At 67.1% G+C, this 14,700-nt stretch carries 16 protein-coding genes; 10 read left to right on the forward strand and 6 right to left on the reverse strand.

Features of this window, described 5'->3' with window-relative positions; all coding sequences use genetic code 11:
* Positions 1–5: 5 nt before the first annotated feature.
* On the forward strand, positions 6–1,988 hold the full coding sequence (gene yoaA / locus DSM104440_RS09175) for a DNA repair helicase YoaA (protein WP_246212125.1): 1,983 nt from the start codon (positions 6–8) through the stop codon (positions 1,986–1,988).
* On the opposite strand, the gene DSM104440_RS19305 is transcribed toward yoaA, so the two are convergent.
* Genes DSM104440_RS19305 through ompR form a run of 6 tightly spaced genes read right to left on the reverse strand, consistent with a single transcriptional unit; the run spans position 1,939 to position 7,291 of the window.
* Positions 1,939–2,607 carry a hypothetical protein gene (locus tag DSM104440_RS19305; protein WP_212758283.1) on the reverse strand — a complete coding sequence of 223 codons (669 nt, stop codon included), beginning with the start codon at positions 2,605–2,607 and terminating at the stop codon, positions 1,939–1,941. The genes yoaA and DSM104440_RS19305 overlap by 50 nt on opposite strands.
* Entirely contained in the window at positions 2,604–3,869 is a 1,266-nt protein-coding gene (locus DSM104440_RS09185; RefSeq protein WP_171161882.1) for a glycosyltransferase, read from the reverse strand. Before DSM104440_RS09185 ends, DSM104440_RS19305 begins: the two co-directional genes overlap by 4 nt.
* A gap of 9 nt (positions 3,870–3,878) precedes the next feature.
* The gene (locus DSM104440_RS09190; protein ID WP_171161884.1) at positions 3,879–4,094 is read right to left on the reverse strand and encodes a hypothetical protein; all 216 of its coding nucleotides are present in this window, start codon (positions 4,092–4,094) and stop codon (positions 3,879–3,881) included.
* Positions 4,095–4,118: 24 nt separating this feature from the next.
* The gene (locus DSM104440_RS09195) at positions 4,119–5,027 is read right to left on the reverse strand and encodes a cation diffusion facilitator family transporter (RefSeq protein ID WP_171161886.1); all 909 of its coding nucleotides are present in this window, start codon (positions 5,025–5,027) and stop codon (positions 4,119–4,121) included.
* A gap of 16 nt (positions 5,028–5,043) precedes the next feature.
* Complete coding sequence (locus tag DSM104440_RS09200; protein WP_171161888.1) at positions 5,044–6,525, reverse strand: ATP-binding protein; 1,482 nt, start codon at positions 6,523–6,525, stop codon at positions 5,044–5,046.
* Positions 6,526–6,547: 22 nt separating this feature from the next.
* Entirely contained in the window at positions 6,548–7,291 is a 744-nt protein-coding gene (gene ompR / locus DSM104440_RS09205; protein WP_171161894.1) for an osmolarity response regulator transcription factor OmpR, read from the reverse strand.
* Between the two features lie 194 nt (positions 7,292–7,485).
* Between ompR and DSM104440_RS09210 the strand changes: the two genes are divergently transcribed.
* The 9 genes from DSM104440_RS09210 (at position 7,486) to DSM104440_RS09250 (ending at position 14,612) form a co-directional block, all read left to right on the forward strand.
* A complete protein-coding gene (locus DSM104440_RS09210; protein WP_171161896.1) occupies positions 7,486–7,899 on the forward strand; it encodes an EF-hand domain-containing protein in 414 nt (137 codons plus the stop codon).
* Positions 7,900–7,946: 47 nt separating this feature from the next.
* On the forward strand, positions 7,947–9,401 hold the full coding sequence (locus DSM104440_RS09215; RefSeq protein WP_171161897.1) for a DUF1800 domain-containing protein: 1,455 nt from the start codon (positions 7,947–7,949) through the stop codon (positions 9,399–9,401).
* Complete coding sequence (locus DSM104440_RS09220; RefSeq protein ID WP_171161898.1) at positions 9,398–10,552, forward strand: DUF1501 domain-containing protein; 1,155 nt, start codon at positions 9,398–9,400, stop codon at positions 10,550–10,552. Before DSM104440_RS09215 ends, DSM104440_RS09220 begins: the two co-directional genes overlap by 4 nt.
* 83 nt (positions 10,553–10,635) lie before the next feature.
* On the forward strand, positions 10,636–11,316 hold the full coding sequence (tsaB, locus tag DSM104440_RS09225; protein WP_171161900.1) for a tRNA (adenosine(37)-N6)-threonylcarbamoyltransferase complex dimerization subunit type 1 TsaB: 681 nt from the start codon (positions 10,636–10,638) through the stop codon (positions 11,314–11,316).
* The gene (gene rimI / locus DSM104440_RS09230) at positions 11,313–11,777 is read left to right on the forward strand and encodes a ribosomal protein S18-alanine N-acetyltransferase (protein ID WP_246212126.1); all 465 of its coding nucleotides are present in this window, start codon (positions 11,313–11,315) and stop codon (positions 11,775–11,777) included. The genes tsaB and rimI overlap by 4 nt, the downstream gene beginning before the upstream one ends.
* Positions 11,774–12,514: a uracil-DNA glycosylase gene (locus tag DSM104440_RS09235; RefSeq protein WP_171161902.1), complete on the forward strand. Its 741-nt coding sequence runs from the start codon at positions 11,774–11,776 to the stop codon at positions 12,512–12,514. The genes rimI and DSM104440_RS09235 overlap by 4 nt, the downstream gene beginning before the upstream one ends.
* Before the next feature lie 65 nt (positions 12,515–12,579).
* On the forward strand, positions 12,580–13,173 hold the full coding sequence (locus DSM104440_RS09240; RefSeq protein WP_171161904.1) for a LemA family protein: 594 nt from the start codon (positions 12,580–12,582) through the stop codon (positions 13,171–13,173).
* A gap of 3 nt (positions 13,174–13,176) precedes the next feature.
* The gene (locus tag DSM104440_RS09245) at positions 13,177–14,112 is read left to right on the forward strand and encodes a TPM domain-containing protein (protein WP_246212127.1); all 936 of its coding nucleotides are present in this window, start codon (positions 13,177–13,179) and stop codon (positions 14,110–14,112) included.
* Positions 14,112–14,612, forward strand: coding sequence for a TPM domain-containing protein (locus DSM104440_RS09250; RefSeq protein WP_171161906.1), 501 nt, complete (start codon positions 14,112–14,114; stop codon positions 14,610–14,612). Before DSM104440_RS09245 ends, DSM104440_RS09250 begins: the two co-directional genes overlap by 1 nt.
* Positions 14,613–14,700 lie beyond the last annotated feature (88 nt).

The following is a 14,700-nucleotide window of genomic DNA, read 5'->3' on the forward strand; positions in this document are numbered from 1 at the left end:
GCACCGTGACGGACCTCGAACGCATCCTCGGTCCCGAGGGCCCGCTCGCGCGCGAGATTCCGGGCTTCCGCCACCGCCCGCAGCAGGTCGAATTCGCGCAGGCCGTGGAGAAGGCGATCGAGATGCAGGGCGTCCTCATCGCCGAAGCCGGCACGGGAACCGGCAAGACGTTCGCCTACCTGGTGCCCGCATTGATTTCCGGCGGCAAGGTCATCGTTTCCACCGGCACCAAGACGCTGCAGGACCAACTCTTCCATCGTGACCTGCCGCGCGTGCGCGAGGTGCTGGGCGTGGCAGTGGACGTGGCGCTGCTCAAGGGCCGCGCGAACTATGTGTGCCTGCATCATCTCGAGATCGCGGTGGAGGAGGGACGCTTCGGCTCGCGCGAGGATTCTTCCAACATCCACAAGATCCAGCGATTCGCGCGCAACACGATGTCGGGCGACCGTTCCGACTGCGGTGACGTGCCCGAGACCTCGGCCGCGTGGGCGCAGGCGACGTCCACGCGCGAGAATTGCCTGGGCTCGAACTGCAAGCACTACGACGAGTGCTTCGTGATGAAGGCGCGCAAGCGCGCGGCCGAAGCCGACGTGGTCGTGGTGAACCACCATCTCTTCTTCGCCGACGTGGTGTTGCGCGACGAAGGCGCAGGCGACCTCCTGCCGGCGGCGAACACCGTGATCTTCGACGAGGCGCACCACCTGCCGGACCTGGCGCGGCTCTTCTTCGGCGAGTCCGTGTCGACGGCCCAGGCCATCGAGCTCGCGCGCGACGCGCGCACCGCGGGCCTCATGAAGGCGAAGGAATCGCCGGAGATCGGCGATGCGGCGCACGCGGTGGACCGCGCCGCTCGCGATGTGCGCATCTCGCTGGGCGCCGTGGCGGGCCGCGTGGCGCTCAATGCCATTCGCCAGCGTCCCGAGTTCGACCGCGCGCTCGACGCGCTTGCGGAGAAGCTCGGCGAGTTGTCCAAGCTTCTCCAGGCACACGAAGAGCGCGCCGAGGAACTGCGCAACGCGCGCGTGCGTGCCGACGAATTCGCCGGACGGATTGCCGATTGGCGCGAGCTCGACGCCCGCGAGCGAGATCCGGCCGAGGTCGACACCGTTCGCTGGATCGAGGCGTATTCGCACGCCGCGGCGCTCTACGTGACGCCGCTCGACGTCGCCGCGATCTTCCGCCAGCAGATCGAGGGTTCCAAGCGCGCATGGATCTTCACCTCGGCGACCCTTTCCGTTGCGGGTGACTTCAGGCACTACCAATCGGAAATGGGCCTCGCCGAAGCGGTGACCGCGAACTGGCCGAGCCCGTTCGACTTCGAGAAGCAGGCGCTGCTCTACGTGCCCGAGGAATTGCCCGATCCGAACTCCGAGGGCTACACGGATGCGGTCGTCGAGGCGTCGTGGCCGGTGGTGCGCGCGAGCGGCGGGCACGCGTTCCTGCTCTTCACCAGCCTGCGCGCGATGAACCTCGCGCACGAACGCATCGGCGCCAAGCTCAAGTCCGAAGGGCTCGAGTGGCCGCTGCTGCTGCAAGGCAGTGGCTCGAAGAACGAGCTGCTGGAGCGCTTCCGCAAGTCACCCAACGCGATCCTCGTGGGATCGCAGTCGTTCTGGGAAGGGGTCGACGTGAAGGGCGACCAGCTCTCGGTGGTGGTCATCGACCGGTTGCCGTTCAATCCGCCCGACGATCCGGTGCTCGCCGCCTGCATCGAACGCATCAATCGCGCCGGCGGCAATGCGTTCATGGATTACCAGGTGCCGCGCGCGGTGATCGCTCTCAAGCAGGGAGCGGGGCGCCTCATTCGCGACGAGACCGACCGCGGGGTGCTGGTGATCTGCGACCCGCGGTTGATCACGAAGCCTTACGGCAAGCGCATCTGGCGCGCGCTGCCGCCGTTCAGGCGCACGCGGTCGATCGAAGCCGTCGAGGCGTTCTTTACTGGTACTCCGGCCGCCGCATCACCCAGCCACTCGGGCACTGCGTGACCTTCGGGTAGTAGGCCCGGGCTTCTTCGCACCAGTTCAGATAGAGCGGCCGTTGCGTCGGCGCACCCTCGGGATTCATCGGCACCTGCGTCGTGGGTCCGAGTTCGGCCTGGGGCGGCGACATGTAGCCCTCGGGATAGGACTCCGCGGGCGGTGCGGGATACGCGTAGTTGGGACCATACGCGCCGTAGCCGTACGGATAACCCCAGTAGGCGCTGCCCCAGAAGAGCGGTGCGGCTGCCCATGCTCCCCAGTAGTACGGGTAGTAGGGCCGGTAGTAGCCGCCGTAGTAGCGGGCACCGTGGTAGTAGCCACCGCCGTGACGATAGCCACCGCCGCCGTAATAGCGCGAGCCCCCGCCGTTGTAGCGCGAGCCGCCGCCGCTGTAGCTGCCGCCGCCGTTGTAGCGGCCACCGCCGTTGTAGCTGCCGCCGCCACCGGAGCCGCGACCGCCTCCGTTGTAGCCACCGCCACCGCCACCGCCGCTGTAACCGCCTCCGCCTCCGCGGCCACCACCACCACCACCGCCACCTCCGCGGTTCTGGGCGTCACTGGGCAGTGCGAAGAGCAGCGCGGCGGCTGCGATGAGGGGAAGTGCGAGGGCGTTGAGCGCTTTCATGAGGGCCTCCTGATGCTGCTGCGTAAGACCTCCTCGAGGGCATTGCAGGCGGCGGTTGCTCCGTCTTCTCTGCTGACGGTTAGGCCGATTGCCTTGGCGCTGGTTCCATACTGCGCCCGGTCGAGGAGCTCGCGCAAATGCGCGGCGACCCGGGATGATCCATAGCGCCCTGGATAGCAAACGCGCGCGACCCCCAGGCGGTTGACCCGGTCGGCGTTGTCCGGCTGGTCGTTGGCGAAGGGCACGGCAAGTTGCGGCTTGCCCGCGCGTAGGGCCTGGCTCAGCGTGCCCATGCCGCACTGGTGCACGATCGCAGCAGCGCGGGGAAAAAGCTCCGCGTGAGGCGCGTAGTCCACCGCGATCACGCCGCTCGGCAGATTTGTAGGACGCTCGGCATCGTAGCGTCCGACCAGGAGTACGCCGCGCACGCCCGCGAGCTCGCAGGCCTTCGCGCTTTCCTCGAAAAACGTTCCCGGCAAGCCTACGGCCGAGGTACCCAACGTGAAAACGACCGGCGGCGGACCCGCATCGAGGAACTCGACGAGGGGCGTCGGCATTTCATCCGGTCCGCTGTAGGACACGAAACCCGTGCGATCCACATTCGCCGGCCAATCGGGCTGCGGCTCGGCGAGAACCCTTGGGAAAAGCGCGAGCGTTCGCAAAGGCGAGAACTGCCCGTCGAAGATCGGGTTGGGTGCGGGCGGCAACCCTAGCTCCGCGCGCAGTGCCTGCACGGGCGCCACCCACCGGGTGGTCGTCCATTTGCCGGCTTTGACGATAGCCCCGGCGAATCCGGGGCCGAGCCTGCGATACAGGTGCGCGAGCCAATACGGCGGGAAGAGCGGCAGCTCGTACGCGGAGAGGAAGGAGATCGGTGCGAGCACGGTCGAGACCCACGGCAGCCCGCGCTTCTGCGCGACGAGCGGCGCGGCGGGCGTGGCCGGATGGGTGACCACGAGATCCGCGTCGCCACACGCCGCATCGATCGCGGCGTAGCTTTCGCGCACGCTCGCGGCGATCCGGGAGAAGAGCACCTTCGGCCCCTGCGTGCTCAGTGCGAGCGCAATGAACGCCTTGTCCTGCGGATCGATATCGGGAGGGACCGCGTGGAATTCGAGGCCGAGGCCCTCGACGAGGGTCCGGTAGAACTCCGAGTGGGCGAGCAGCGGGCGATGCCCGCGACGCTTCAGCTCGAGCGCGATGCCGATGTACGGAAAGAGATCGCCGTAGCTGCCCCAGGCGCAGAGGACGACGCGCGCCACGCCTCCGCGCTACTTCTTGCCCGTGACCAGCAGCACCACGCCGATCGCGATCGCGGCCAGCCCCGCCCATTGGGGAATGTTGATCGTCTCTTTCTCCTTGACCGAGACGGAGAGCGGGCCGAGCTTGGCGGTGTGCGTCTCCTTCGTGTAGCTGAAGCTGCCGTACGCGAGCCCGAGGGCCCCGGCGACGATCAGCACGATTGCGACGATCCTGAGTCCACCCATGGTGCGAATCTCCTCGTTGAAGCGTCAGTCCTTCAGGTCCGGCTCGAAGAACAGGAATGCCACTTGCGGGAAGGCCTCGCGGAACGCGACCTCCGTCTTGTTGATGCCTTCGACGAGCGCGACGTCGGTGCCCGTGGGGCGCATCCTCGCCTTCACCGCGATCATCGCGTCGGGCCCCATCTGCAGCGAAAGGAGATTCAGGACCTTCTCGACCGCGGGCTGGTCCTCGAGGAACTTCACCATTTCCGCGCGCGTCGTGTCTTCGACGCCCTGGCCGACGAGGAGTGCCTTCACCTCGATGCCCACGAGGATCGCGACCACGATCAGCAACACGCCGATCGCGATGCTGCCCAGCGCATCCCAGATGGGATCGCCGGTGGCCCACGTGATGGACACGGCGATGAACGCGAGCGTAAGTCCGAAGAGCGCGGCGAGGTCCTCGCCAAGGATCACGATCAGCTCGGAATTGCGCGACGAACGGAACCACTGCCACAGGGTCTGGTTGCCGCGCAGCTTGTTCACTTCGGTGAGGCAGCCCCAGGTCGAGAACGATTCGGCGACGATGCCGAAGCCCAGGACGCCGAGGGCGAGCAGCGGGAACTTGATCGCCTCGGGCTCGTGCAGCTTGTGCCAGCCCTCGTAGACGGAGAAGAGCCCGCCCACGCTGAAGAGCATCAGCGCGACGATGAACGACCAGAAGTAGGTTTCCTTGCCGAAGCCCAGCGGATAGTCGGGCGAGGGCGGGCGCTTCGCGCGCTTCATGCCGAGCAGCAGCAGCAGCTGGTTGCCGCAGTCGGCGGTCGAGTGCACGGCCTCGGCGAGCATCGATCCGGAATTCGTGATGAACGCGGCGATGTACTTCGTGACCGCGATCGCGAAGTTCGCGCCGAGCGCGTAGAGCACCGCCTTGACCGGGTTCGCCCCACCTGCCATTGCAATTTTCCCTGGCCTAACGGGCCGCAGGGAACATTACACGGGCTTCGAGCCCTCCGCCATCGCGTGCAAGGAGATCGAGCTTGCCGCCGTGGATCGCAGCGATGCGGCTCGCGATCGCAAGGCCGAGGCCCGCGCCCGACTGGCCGCTGCGCGCTTCGTCGCGGCGCGTGAAGGGGGCCTTCAGGCGCTCGACGAGATGATCGGGAATGCCCGGGCCGCGATCGAGCACGGAGAGTGTCGCGCCGTCGGGAACGGTTGCGGTGCGCACGAGCACTTCGCCGCCCGCGTGCTTCAACGCGTTGCCCACGAGGTTGTCGATCAGCCGCTGCACCGCGAGGGGGCGGAGCATCAGCACGGGCACTTCCACCGGATCGCAGCGCACGTTGGCGCCGGCGCGCGCCGCGCGCTCGGTGGCCGCGAGCGCCGCATCGGAAAGCTTCACGGGTGCCAGCGGTTCGGCCGCTTCGCTGCGCGCGAAGTCGATGAACTGGTCGATGATCGAGTTCATGTCGTCGATGTCGGAGACCATCGCGCGCTGCGTGTCGGCTTCGACCTTGCCGCCGAGCATCTCGAGGTCGAGGCGCAGGCGGGCAAGCGGCGTGCGCAGGTCATGGGAGATCCCCGCGAGGAACGTTGCGCGCTCCCGCCCCTGGCGATCGAGGTTGTCCTTCATCTGGTTGAAGGCGCGCGCGACGGCGCGTATTTCCGACGGACCCGTCTCGGGAACGGCGCCCGCCTCGACGTTGCGGCCCAGCTTGCCCGCCGCATCCACCAGGCGCGTGAGCGGACGGTTGAGGCGCCAGACGATGAAGATCGCGGCGAGGAGGGCGATCAGCACGCCCGCGACACCCCAGCCGATGAGCGCGCTGGTCGCGTCGCGTTCGATGCGATTGCGGTTGAACACGATCCAGTAGCGTCGCTCGCCCGCCGAAACGTTGAACCACAGCGAGTTGGCATTCTCCGCCCGCACATGGACCTCGGCGTTGGGGCCGAAGACCTCGCGAACGCGCTCCCGGAATGCACGCACCGGAGGAATGTCGGGTGCGAGCTTGAGCTGGGGAATGGGTGGCGGCCCGATCTCGCCGCGCGGAAACTGCTCGCCCCGGAGGCCTTGCTCACCGCGGGGGCGGTCGTTCTGTTCAGGGCCGGGTTGTCTTTGCTCGAATCCCGGCGGTCTCTGTTCGGGCGCCGGTTGTCCGGGCGCAATGCCAAAGCGCCGGCGCGCACGCGGCCCATCGGCCGGGATGATGCGCAGGCCGTCCTTCTCCGCGACGCGCGCGATGAACTCGCGCTGCTCATGCTCGGGCAGCGTCTCGAGCGCCGCGACGATGGTCTTGAGATGGCTCACGAACTGCCCGATGCCGAGCATCAGGCGCGGGCGCGTGACGTACTCGTTGAGGAACCAGAGCGAGGCGAGCTGCGAGAGCACGAGTGCCGCGACCAGCACGGCGAGGGTCTGCCACAGCAGCGAAACCGGAAACAGCTTCATCTTCATGAAAAGCAGGTCCTTCGTGCGCTCAGGATGATCCGCTACGCGAATCACTCCCGTCGGGAATGAAGACGTAACCGAAGCCCCAGACGGTCTGGATGTAGCGCGGCTCCTTCGGATCGATCTCGAGGAGCTTTCTCAGGCGCGAGATCTGGACGTCGATCGAGCGATCGAAGCTCTCGTGCTCGCGGCCGCGCGCGAGGTCCATCAGCTTGTCGCGCGACATCGGCTCGCGCGCGTGCTCGGCCAGCGCCTTGAGCAACGCGAACTCGCCCGTGGTGAGCACGATGGGTTCGCCTTCGCGATTCAGGGTGCGCGTGCCGAGGTTCAGCGCGAAAGGCCCGAACTCGATCACCTTCTCGTCGCTGGTGGGCGAGCCCGGCGGCGGCTTGGGCCTCTGCCGGCGAAGCACCGCCTGGATTCGCGCCACGAGCTCGCGCGGGTTGAAGGGCTTCGGCAGGTAGTCGTCCGCACCCATCTCGAGGCCGAGGATGCGATCGACGTCATCGCCGCGCGCGGTGAGCATGATCACCGGCACGGTGTTGCCGCCCGCCCGCAGGCGCCGGCAGATGGCGAGGCCGTCCTCGCCCGGCAGCATGAGGTCGAGCACGAGCAGATCGTAGTTGGCGCGCTGGAATTGGCGATCCATCGCGGCCGCGTCGGCGACCGTCTCCACCGCGAAGCCCTGCTCGGAGAGGTAGCGCTTGAGGAGGTCTCGCATGCGCAGGTCGTCGTCCACGACCAGGATGCGTTGGCGTTGCTGGGTTTGCATGGCGCCCATCGTATGCGTCGATCTCCGTGGCCGGTTTGGCGGCTGTAAGCAGATGTTAACAACGAGGCGGGAATCGCCCCTCGCTTACATCCCGTTACGACCGACCCGTGCGCCGGACACAGGTTCAGGGCGTTGAGTCCTTACGCTTGTGGACATTCCCGAGCGACATTGTCCATTCACATGAGGAGTTCCAAATGAAAGTCGTCTCCATTCTCGCGGTCCTCGGCCTCGCAGCTGCCACGACCGCCACGGTTGCCATGGCGCAAGCCGGCGGCCACGGTGATCGCATGAAGTCGGCCGATACGAACGGCGACGGCCTGGTCAGCCGCCAGGAAGCCGCGGGCAAGCCGCGTCTCGCCGAGAACTTCGATGCGATCGACACCAACAAGGACGGCCAGCTCTCGAAGGACGAGATGAAGGCCTTCGGTGACAAGCAGCGTGCCGAGCACATGAAGAAGGTCGACGCCAACGGCGACGGCAAGATCAGCCGCGACGAAGCGAAGGCCAATGCGCCGCGCATGGCCGAGCACTTCGACAAGCTCGACAGCAACAAGGATGGCTTCCTTTCGAAGGAAGAGCTCGCGGCCGCCCGCGGCCCGCGCAAGTAAGCCGGCAAGTCAGTCAGGGTGCCTGCCCTTAGGAGGAGAATGCGCGAATGAGAGCTGTCCTCGCGCTTCTCCTCCTTTTTCTTTCCCTCGCCGGGAACGCCCAGGGCCAGGCCATCGGCTACGACGGGGCCCGGCACCTGCTCAACCGCACGGGCTTCGGCGCGACCGAAGCCGAAGTGCGCGACTACGCGAAGCTCTCGCGCCTGCAAGCGGTGGACCGCCTGCTCGCGGACACGCCGCGCGTGGCCGCCGGCAAGCCGCCCGCGTTCGTGGACGAGCCGCCGATGCCGTTCTACAAGTACCGGCAACTCGACGACGAAGCGAAGAAGGCCGAGCTTCGCCGTGTCGTGGAGCGCGGACTGATCCTGCGCGAATGGTGGTTCCGCGAGATGCTCACGTCAGCCTCGCCGCTCACGGAGCGCATGACGCTCTTCTGGCACAACCATTTCGCCACCAGCCAGCAGAAGGTACGCAGCCCGCAGCTCATGTATCGCCAGAACGTCCTGCTGCGGCGCGAGGCGCTGGGCAACTTCGGCACGCTGCTCCACGCCGTCGCGCGCGATCCGGCGATGCTCATTTACCTGGACAACGCCGGCAGCCGCCGCCAGGCGCCCAACGAGAACTTCGCCCGCGAGGTGATGGAACTCTTCACGGTCGGCGAAGGGCACTACGGCGAGAAGGACATCAAGGAAGCCGCGCGCGCGTTCACCGGCTGGAGCCTCGATCGCGATTCGCTGGAGTTCACCAACCGCGCGTTGTGGCACGACGGCGGCGTGAAGACCGTGCTCGGCAAGCAGGGCCGCTTCGATGGCGACGACGTCCTCGACATCCTGCTCGCCCGTCCGGAGACCGGCACGTTCATCGTCGGCAAGCTCTGGAAGGAATTCGTTTCCCCCACGCCCGATCCGCGCGAAGTCGAGCGCCTCGCGGCCGCGTGGCGTGAGGCGCGCTACGAAGTGAAGCCGCTCATGCGCGCGATGCTCGTCTCCGACGCGTTCTGGTCCGCGGAGGCGCGCGGGGCGATCGTGAAGTCGCCCGTCGATCTCGTCGTCGGCACGATGAAGACCTTCGAGATCCGTCCGGCGACGCTGCGCCCCGCTGTGCTCGCCGCAGCGCTCCTCGGCCAGAACCCGATGTCGCCGCCGAACGTGAAGGGCTGGCCCGGCGGCGAAGCCTGGATCAATTCCGCGACGCTCCTGGGCCGCAAGCAATTGCTCGAGCGCCTCTTCCGCGGCAGCGACGCGATGGCGATGACGATGGTCGCCGCCGAGGTGCCCGCGCCGATGGAGGGCCAGAACCCCGAAGCGCGTTTCCGGCGCCTGATGGAGCGGGGCATGCGCACCTACGCCTTCGATTGGGAACGCTGGTCGAAGACGCTGCCGCCCGCGAACGTGGAGCGCCTCGTGCTCGCGATGCCCGCGGTCAATCCCATGCCCGAAGGCACGGAAGGCGTGGAGCTCGTTCGCCACCTCACCGCCGACCCGGCCTACCAGCTCAAATGAAGCGCCGCGATTTCCTGCGCCTCGCTGCCGCGGTGCCCCTCGCGGGCTCGCTTGGCGGCGTTGCCTTCGCGGCACCTGCCGGAGGTAGCCGCCGCCTGCTCATCCTCGTCGAGCTGAAGGGCGGCAACGACGGACTGAACACCGTGATCCCGTATGCGGATCCACAATACGCGCGCCTCCGGCCGCGGATCGCGATCGACCGGGACCGCGTCCTCAAGCTCGACGACCAGCTCGGCCTGCATCCTTCGCTCGAGAAACTCATGCCGCTGTGGTCCGCGCGCGAGCTCGCGATCGTGCAGGGCGTGGGCTATCCCGATCCCAACCTCTCGCACTTCCGTTCGATCGAGATCTGGGACACGGCCTCGAAGAGCGAGGAATACCTCGAGGACGGCTGGCTCGCGCGGGCCTTCGCCGCGTCGCCTTCGCCCGCCGCGTATGCCGCCGATGGCGTGGTGGTCGGTGCCGCGGACATGGGGCCGCTGCAGGGTGGGACGCGCGCGATCGCGCTCACGAGTCCCGAGCAGTTCCTGCGCAACGCGCGCCTCGCGCGAGATGCAGGTGTCGCGCGCAACCCGGCGCTCGCGCACATCCTGCGTGTCGAGCGCGAGATCATCGCCTCCGCCGAGAAGCTCAACGCCGGACATGTCTTCCAGACGGATTTCCCGCAAGGCGCGTTCGGCAACGCCGTGAAGACCGCCGCGCAGCTCGCGGCCAATCCGGCAGGCATTGCCGTGATCCGCGTGACGCTCGGGGGCTTCGACACCCATGCGAACCAGCAGGGCGTGCACGCGAACCTGCTGCGCCAGTTGGGGGAGGGTCTTGCGGCACTTCGCGAGGCGCTCATCGAGATCGATCGCTGGAAGACCACCACGATCGCGACCTACTCGGAGTTCGGCCGTCGCCCGAAGGAGAACCAGAGCGGCGGCACCGACCATGGCACCGCCAATGTCCACCTAGTGATGGGCGGGGCGGTGAAGGGCGGGCTCCATGGCGCCGCCCCCAACCTCGAACGGATCGACGGCAACGGCAACCTCGCGCATGCCGTGGATTTCCGCGGCTACTACGCGACGCTGCTGGAGCGGTGGTGGGGCATCGACTCGCGCGGCCCGCTCAAGGGCCGGTTCGCGACCCTCGATGTACTTAATGCATGACTTTAAATGTGCAACTTAATATATTGATTCAGTTATATAAAACGCAATCGTCGTAGGGTACCCCCTCGGGTATAATGGCGCCCGTGAATGTCCTGGCCATCGAAACGTCCACCGAGCTTTGTTCCGCCGCCGTGCTTCGCGGTTCGGAGCTGTTCGTCGAGGAAACGGTGGCTGCGAACCGCCATTCCGAGCTCCTGGTCCCCATGGTCCAGCGCCTGCTCGAGCGTTCCCGGCTCGCCGTGGCCCAGATGAATGCCATCGCCTTCGGCCAGGGGCCGGGGTCCTTCACCGGGATCCGCATCGCCTGCGGCATGGCGCAGGGCCTCGCGTTCGGCGCCGAGCGTCCGGTGGTTCCGGTGCCTTCGCTGCTGGCCCTCGCCGAACAATCGAATGAATCGCGCGTGATCGCCGCGTTCGACGCCCGCATGGACGAGGCCTACCTCGCGGCGTACGCGCGTTCGGGCGATGACTGGCAGGAGGTGATCGCGCCGTGCCTCGTCGACCGCGCGGCGCTGCCTTCGCTTCCCGGGCGCGGATGGGTTGCCACGGGCAGCGGATTCGACCGCTTCGACTGGCTGCGGACGCACTACCGCGATTCGATCGCCCTGCGCCTCGAGAACGACCTGCCGCGCGCCGGTTCCATCGCTCGCGTGGCCGCGCGCCGGATGGCCCGCGGGGAAAGCGTCGCGGCGGAGCAGGCCGCACCCCTATACTTGCGCGACAAGGTCGCCCTGACGACCGAAGAAAGGCAGGCCCGGCGGTGAGCGCCGTCCCCGTCCCGCAACTGCACTACCGCCCGATGCGCGCGACCGACCTGCAGGAAGTCGCGCGCCTGGAGAAGACGCTCTACGAATTTCCGTGGAGCCTCGGCAATTTCCGCGACTCGCTCAACGCGGGCTACGACTGCTGGGTCGCGTGCGAGGGCGAAACCGTCATCGGCTACGCCGTGCTCATGATCGCGCTCGACGAGGCGCACCTGCTCAACATCGCCATCGCATCCGCCAGCCAGCGCCGCGGCACCGGGCGCGCGTTCCTGAAGAAGATCCTCGGCGTGGCCAAGGCCGCGGGCTGCCTGATCGTCTACCTCGAAGTGCGGCCCTCGAACGTCGCCGCGCGCCACCTCTATCGCACCTCGGGCTTCCAGCAGATCGCGATCCGCCCCAACTACTACCCCTCGGTCGCCGGCCGCGAGGACGCGTTGTTCCTCGGCCTCACCCTGCGATGAACGAACGCATGCTGAAGGAGCTCGAGCTCCTGCCGGTCGTGAAGCTCTACGGAATGCCGCCGCCTGCCGTTTCCGTGCAGGTCGAGCAGCCGGTCTCCGCTCCGCAATCCGCGCCCGCGGCGCAACCCGCCCCGCGCGTGGAATTGCCGGTCCAACGAATCGAGAAGATGGAAAGCCTCGACTGGAAGTCGCTTCGCGAAAGCGTGCTCACCTGCACGAAGTGCGAGCTGTGCAAGGGCCGCACGCAGGCGGTGTTCGGCGTGGGCAGCGAGACGGGTCCGTGGCTCTTCGTGGGCGAGGGCCCCGGTGCCGACGAAGACCAGCAGGGAGAGCCTTTCGTGGGCCAGGCCGGCAAGTTGCTCGACAACATGCTCACGGCCGCGGGACTCAAGCGCGGGCGCGACGTGTACATCGCCAACGTCGTGAAGTGCCGCCCGCCGGGCAATCGCACGCCCAAGCCCGAGGAAGCGGCGGCCTGTGCACCGTACCTCGACCGGCAGATCGAGCTGATCGCGCCCAAGGTGATCGTGGCGCTCGGCAAGACCGCCGCGATTCGCCTGCTCGGGGAAGATGTCGCGGAAAAGAGCATGGGAAGCCTTCGCGGCCGCAAGCACGACTACAAGGGCACGCCGCTCGTCATCACTTACCATCCGGCGTACCTGCTCAGGACCCTGCCCGACAAGGCGAAAGCCTGGGAAGACCTGCTTTTTGCACGCCGCACGCTCGCGGCATCTTGAATCCGGCCCGGATCGTCCCAACCATTCGCGCTGCATCTCACCGTCCATAGGGAGGACATCGCCTCATGCGCAAGCTTCTGTCGTTCTATGCAGTCACCGTATTGCTCCTGCTTTCGGGTTGCGGCTACAACGACTTCCAGACCAAGGACGAACAGGTGAAGGCCGCCTGGGCCGAGGTGCTGAACCAGTACAAGCGCCGTGCCGACCTCATTCCGAACCTCGTGCAGACGGTGCAGGGCTACGCGGCGCAGGAGAAGGACGTGCTCGTGGGCGTGACCAACGCGCGCGCGAAGGCGACCTCGATCAACGCCACGCCGGAAATGGTCAATGACCCGGCCGCGATGCAGAAATTCCAGGCCGCGCAAGGCGAACTCTCGGGTGCGTTGTCGCGACTGCTCGTGACGGTCGAGGCCTACCCGCAACTGAAGAGCGACACGCTCTTCCGCGACCTCCAGGCCCAGCTCGAGGGAACGGAGAACCGCATCACGACCGCGCGCAACCGCTTCATCAAGACCGTGCAGGACTACAACATCCTCGCGCGCCAGTTCCCGACCAACCTCACGGCCATGATCTTCGGCTACAAGGAAAAGGCGAGCTTCACGGTCGAGAACGAGAAAGCGATTGCCGAGCCACCGAAGGTCGACTTCAAGAAGCAGTAATCGATGAACCGGGGTTTCGCCCCGATGCGCGGGCTCCTGCTTCTGGCGGGAGCCCTCGCTTTTTGCGCGTCGGCGTTCGCGCAGGATCCGGCCGATCCGATTCCCGTCCCGAAGCTCACGGGCCGGGTGGTCGATCTCACCGGCACGCTCACCGCGCCCGAGCGATCCGCGCTCGACCAGAAGCTGCGCGCCTTCGAGCAATCGAAGGGCTCGCAGGTCGCGGTGCTGCTCGTGCCGTCGATCGGCAACGAAACCATCGAGGATTTCGCCGGGCGCGTGACCGACGCGTGGCAGCTCGGCCGCAAGGGCGTGGATGACGGCGTGCTCTTCGTCATCGCCAAGCAGCAACGCAAGATGCGCATCCACAACGGCCGCGGCGTGCAGGGCGTGATGACCGATGCGCTCTCCAAGCGCATCCTTGCCGAGATCGTTTCGCCGGCCTTCCGCAACGGCGACTTCAGTGGCGGCATCAACGCCGGTGCGGACGCGATCATCAAGGCGATCGAGGGCGAGGATCTTCCCGTGCCCACGTTCCGCTCGTCGTCGGGCGCGAAGAAGGTCGGCGTCTCGTTCCCGGGAGGCGACAACTTCTTCATGCTCGCCTTCTTCCTCGTGCCCATCGTCGCCGCTGTCTTGCGCAAGCTCGTCGGACGGCTCGGCGCCGCGGGACTCACCGGGGCCATCACGGGTGCGGCGGCCTGGTTCCTCTTCGGGAGCCTTCTCGTCACCGGCATTGCGGTCGTGGTCGCCGCGTTCTTCGGCCTCATCACCGGCACCGCCGGCCCCGGCCGCGGACGCTCCACGTTCGACGGATGGGGCAGCGGTGGTGGCTGGTCGGGTGGTGGAGGAGGCGGCGGTTGGTCCGGCGGTGGCGACAGCGGCGGCTTCAGCGGCGGGGGCGGCGGCTTCGATGGCGGCGGCGCCTCGGGAGACTGGTGATGCAATTCCTCAAACGGTTCCTGCGCCACATGGCGATGACCCCGTACAAGTCGAAGCTCTGCTTTCCCGACAAGACGATGGCCGAGATCCAGCGCGTGGTCGCCGAGTGCGAGGCGAAGCATCGCGGCGAAGTGCGCTTCGTGGTTGAAGCCGAGCTCTCGACGGCGCAGCTCTGGGCGAACATGACTTCCCGCCAGCGCGCGATCGAAGTGTTCTCCTCGCTCCAGGTCTGGAACACCGAGGAGAACTCGGGAATCCTCATCTACCTGCTGCTCGCCGACCACAAGGTCGAGATCGTTGCCGACCGCGGTATCAACGCGAAGGTCGCGGACGACGCGTGGCGATCGATCTGCAGCGCGATGGAGCAGGAATATCGCGCCGGCCGGTTCGAATCCGGCGCCATTGCGGGGGTGAAGGCCGCCTCCGAGCTCCTGGTCGCGCACTTTCCGGCCCGCGAAACCAACGCCAACGAGCTGCCGGACGCCCCCGTCCGCATGTAACGCCGTGTAACGGCGTGCGTTTCGCCGCGCGGATTTTGATAAGCTTTTCGATACGCGATTTCGCCGCGTGAAACCTCGACGAGCCCCC

Source organism: Usitatibacter palustris, assembly GCF_013003985.1.
GTDB lineage: Bacteria > Pseudomonadota > Gammaproteobacteria > Burkholderiales > Usitatibacteraceae > Usitatibacter > Usitatibacter palustris.

Coding starts and splice junctions, on each gene's coding strand:
- DSM104440_RS19305 (WP_212758283.1), bottom strand. CDS start 2,607: ATGAAAGCGCTCAACGCCCTCGCACTTCCCCTCATCGCAGCCGCCGCG.
- DSM104440_RS09190 (WP_171161884.1), bottom strand. CDS start 4,094: ATGGGTGGACTCAGGATCGTCGCAATCGTGCTGATCGTCGCCGGGGCC.
- DSM104440_RS09195 (WP_171161886.1), bottom strand. CDS start 5,027: ATGGCAGGTGGGGCGAACCCGGTCAAGGCGGTGCTCTACGCGCTCGGC.
- DSM104440_RS09200 (WP_171161888.1), bottom strand. CDS start 6,525: ATGAAGATGAAGCTGTTTCCGGTTTCGCTGCTGTGGCAGACCCTCGCC.
- ompR (WP_171161894.1), bottom strand. CDS start 7,291: ATGCAAACCCAGCAACGCCAACGCATCCTGGTCGTGGACGACGACCTG.
- DSM104440_RS09210 (WP_171161896.1), top strand. CDS start 7,486: ATGAAAGTCGTCTCCATTCTCGCGGTCCTCGGCCTCGCAGCTGCCACG.
- DSM104440_RS09215 (WP_171161897.1), top strand. CDS start 7,947: ATGAGAGCTGTCCTCGCGCTTCTCCTCCTTTTTCTTTCCCTCGCCGGG.
- DSM104440_RS09220 (WP_171161898.1), top strand. CDS start 9,398: ATGAAGCGCCGCGATTTCCTGCGCCTCGCTGCCGCGGTGCCCCTCGCG.
- DSM104440_RS09235 (WP_171161902.1), top strand. CDS start 11,774: ATGAACGAACGCATGCTGAAGGAGCTCGAGCTCCTGCCGGTCGTGAAG.
- DSM104440_RS09240 (WP_171161904.1), top strand. CDS start 12,580: ATGCGCAAGCTTCTGTCGTTCTATGCAGTCACCGTATTGCTCCTGCTT.
- DSM104440_RS09245 (WP_246212127.1), top strand. CDS start 13,177: ATGAACCGGGGTTTCGCCCCGATGCGCGGGCTCCTGCTTCTGGCGGGA.
- DSM104440_RS09250 (WP_171161906.1), top strand. CDS start 14,112: ATGCAATTCCTCAAACGGTTCCTGCGCCACATGGCGATGACCCCGTAC.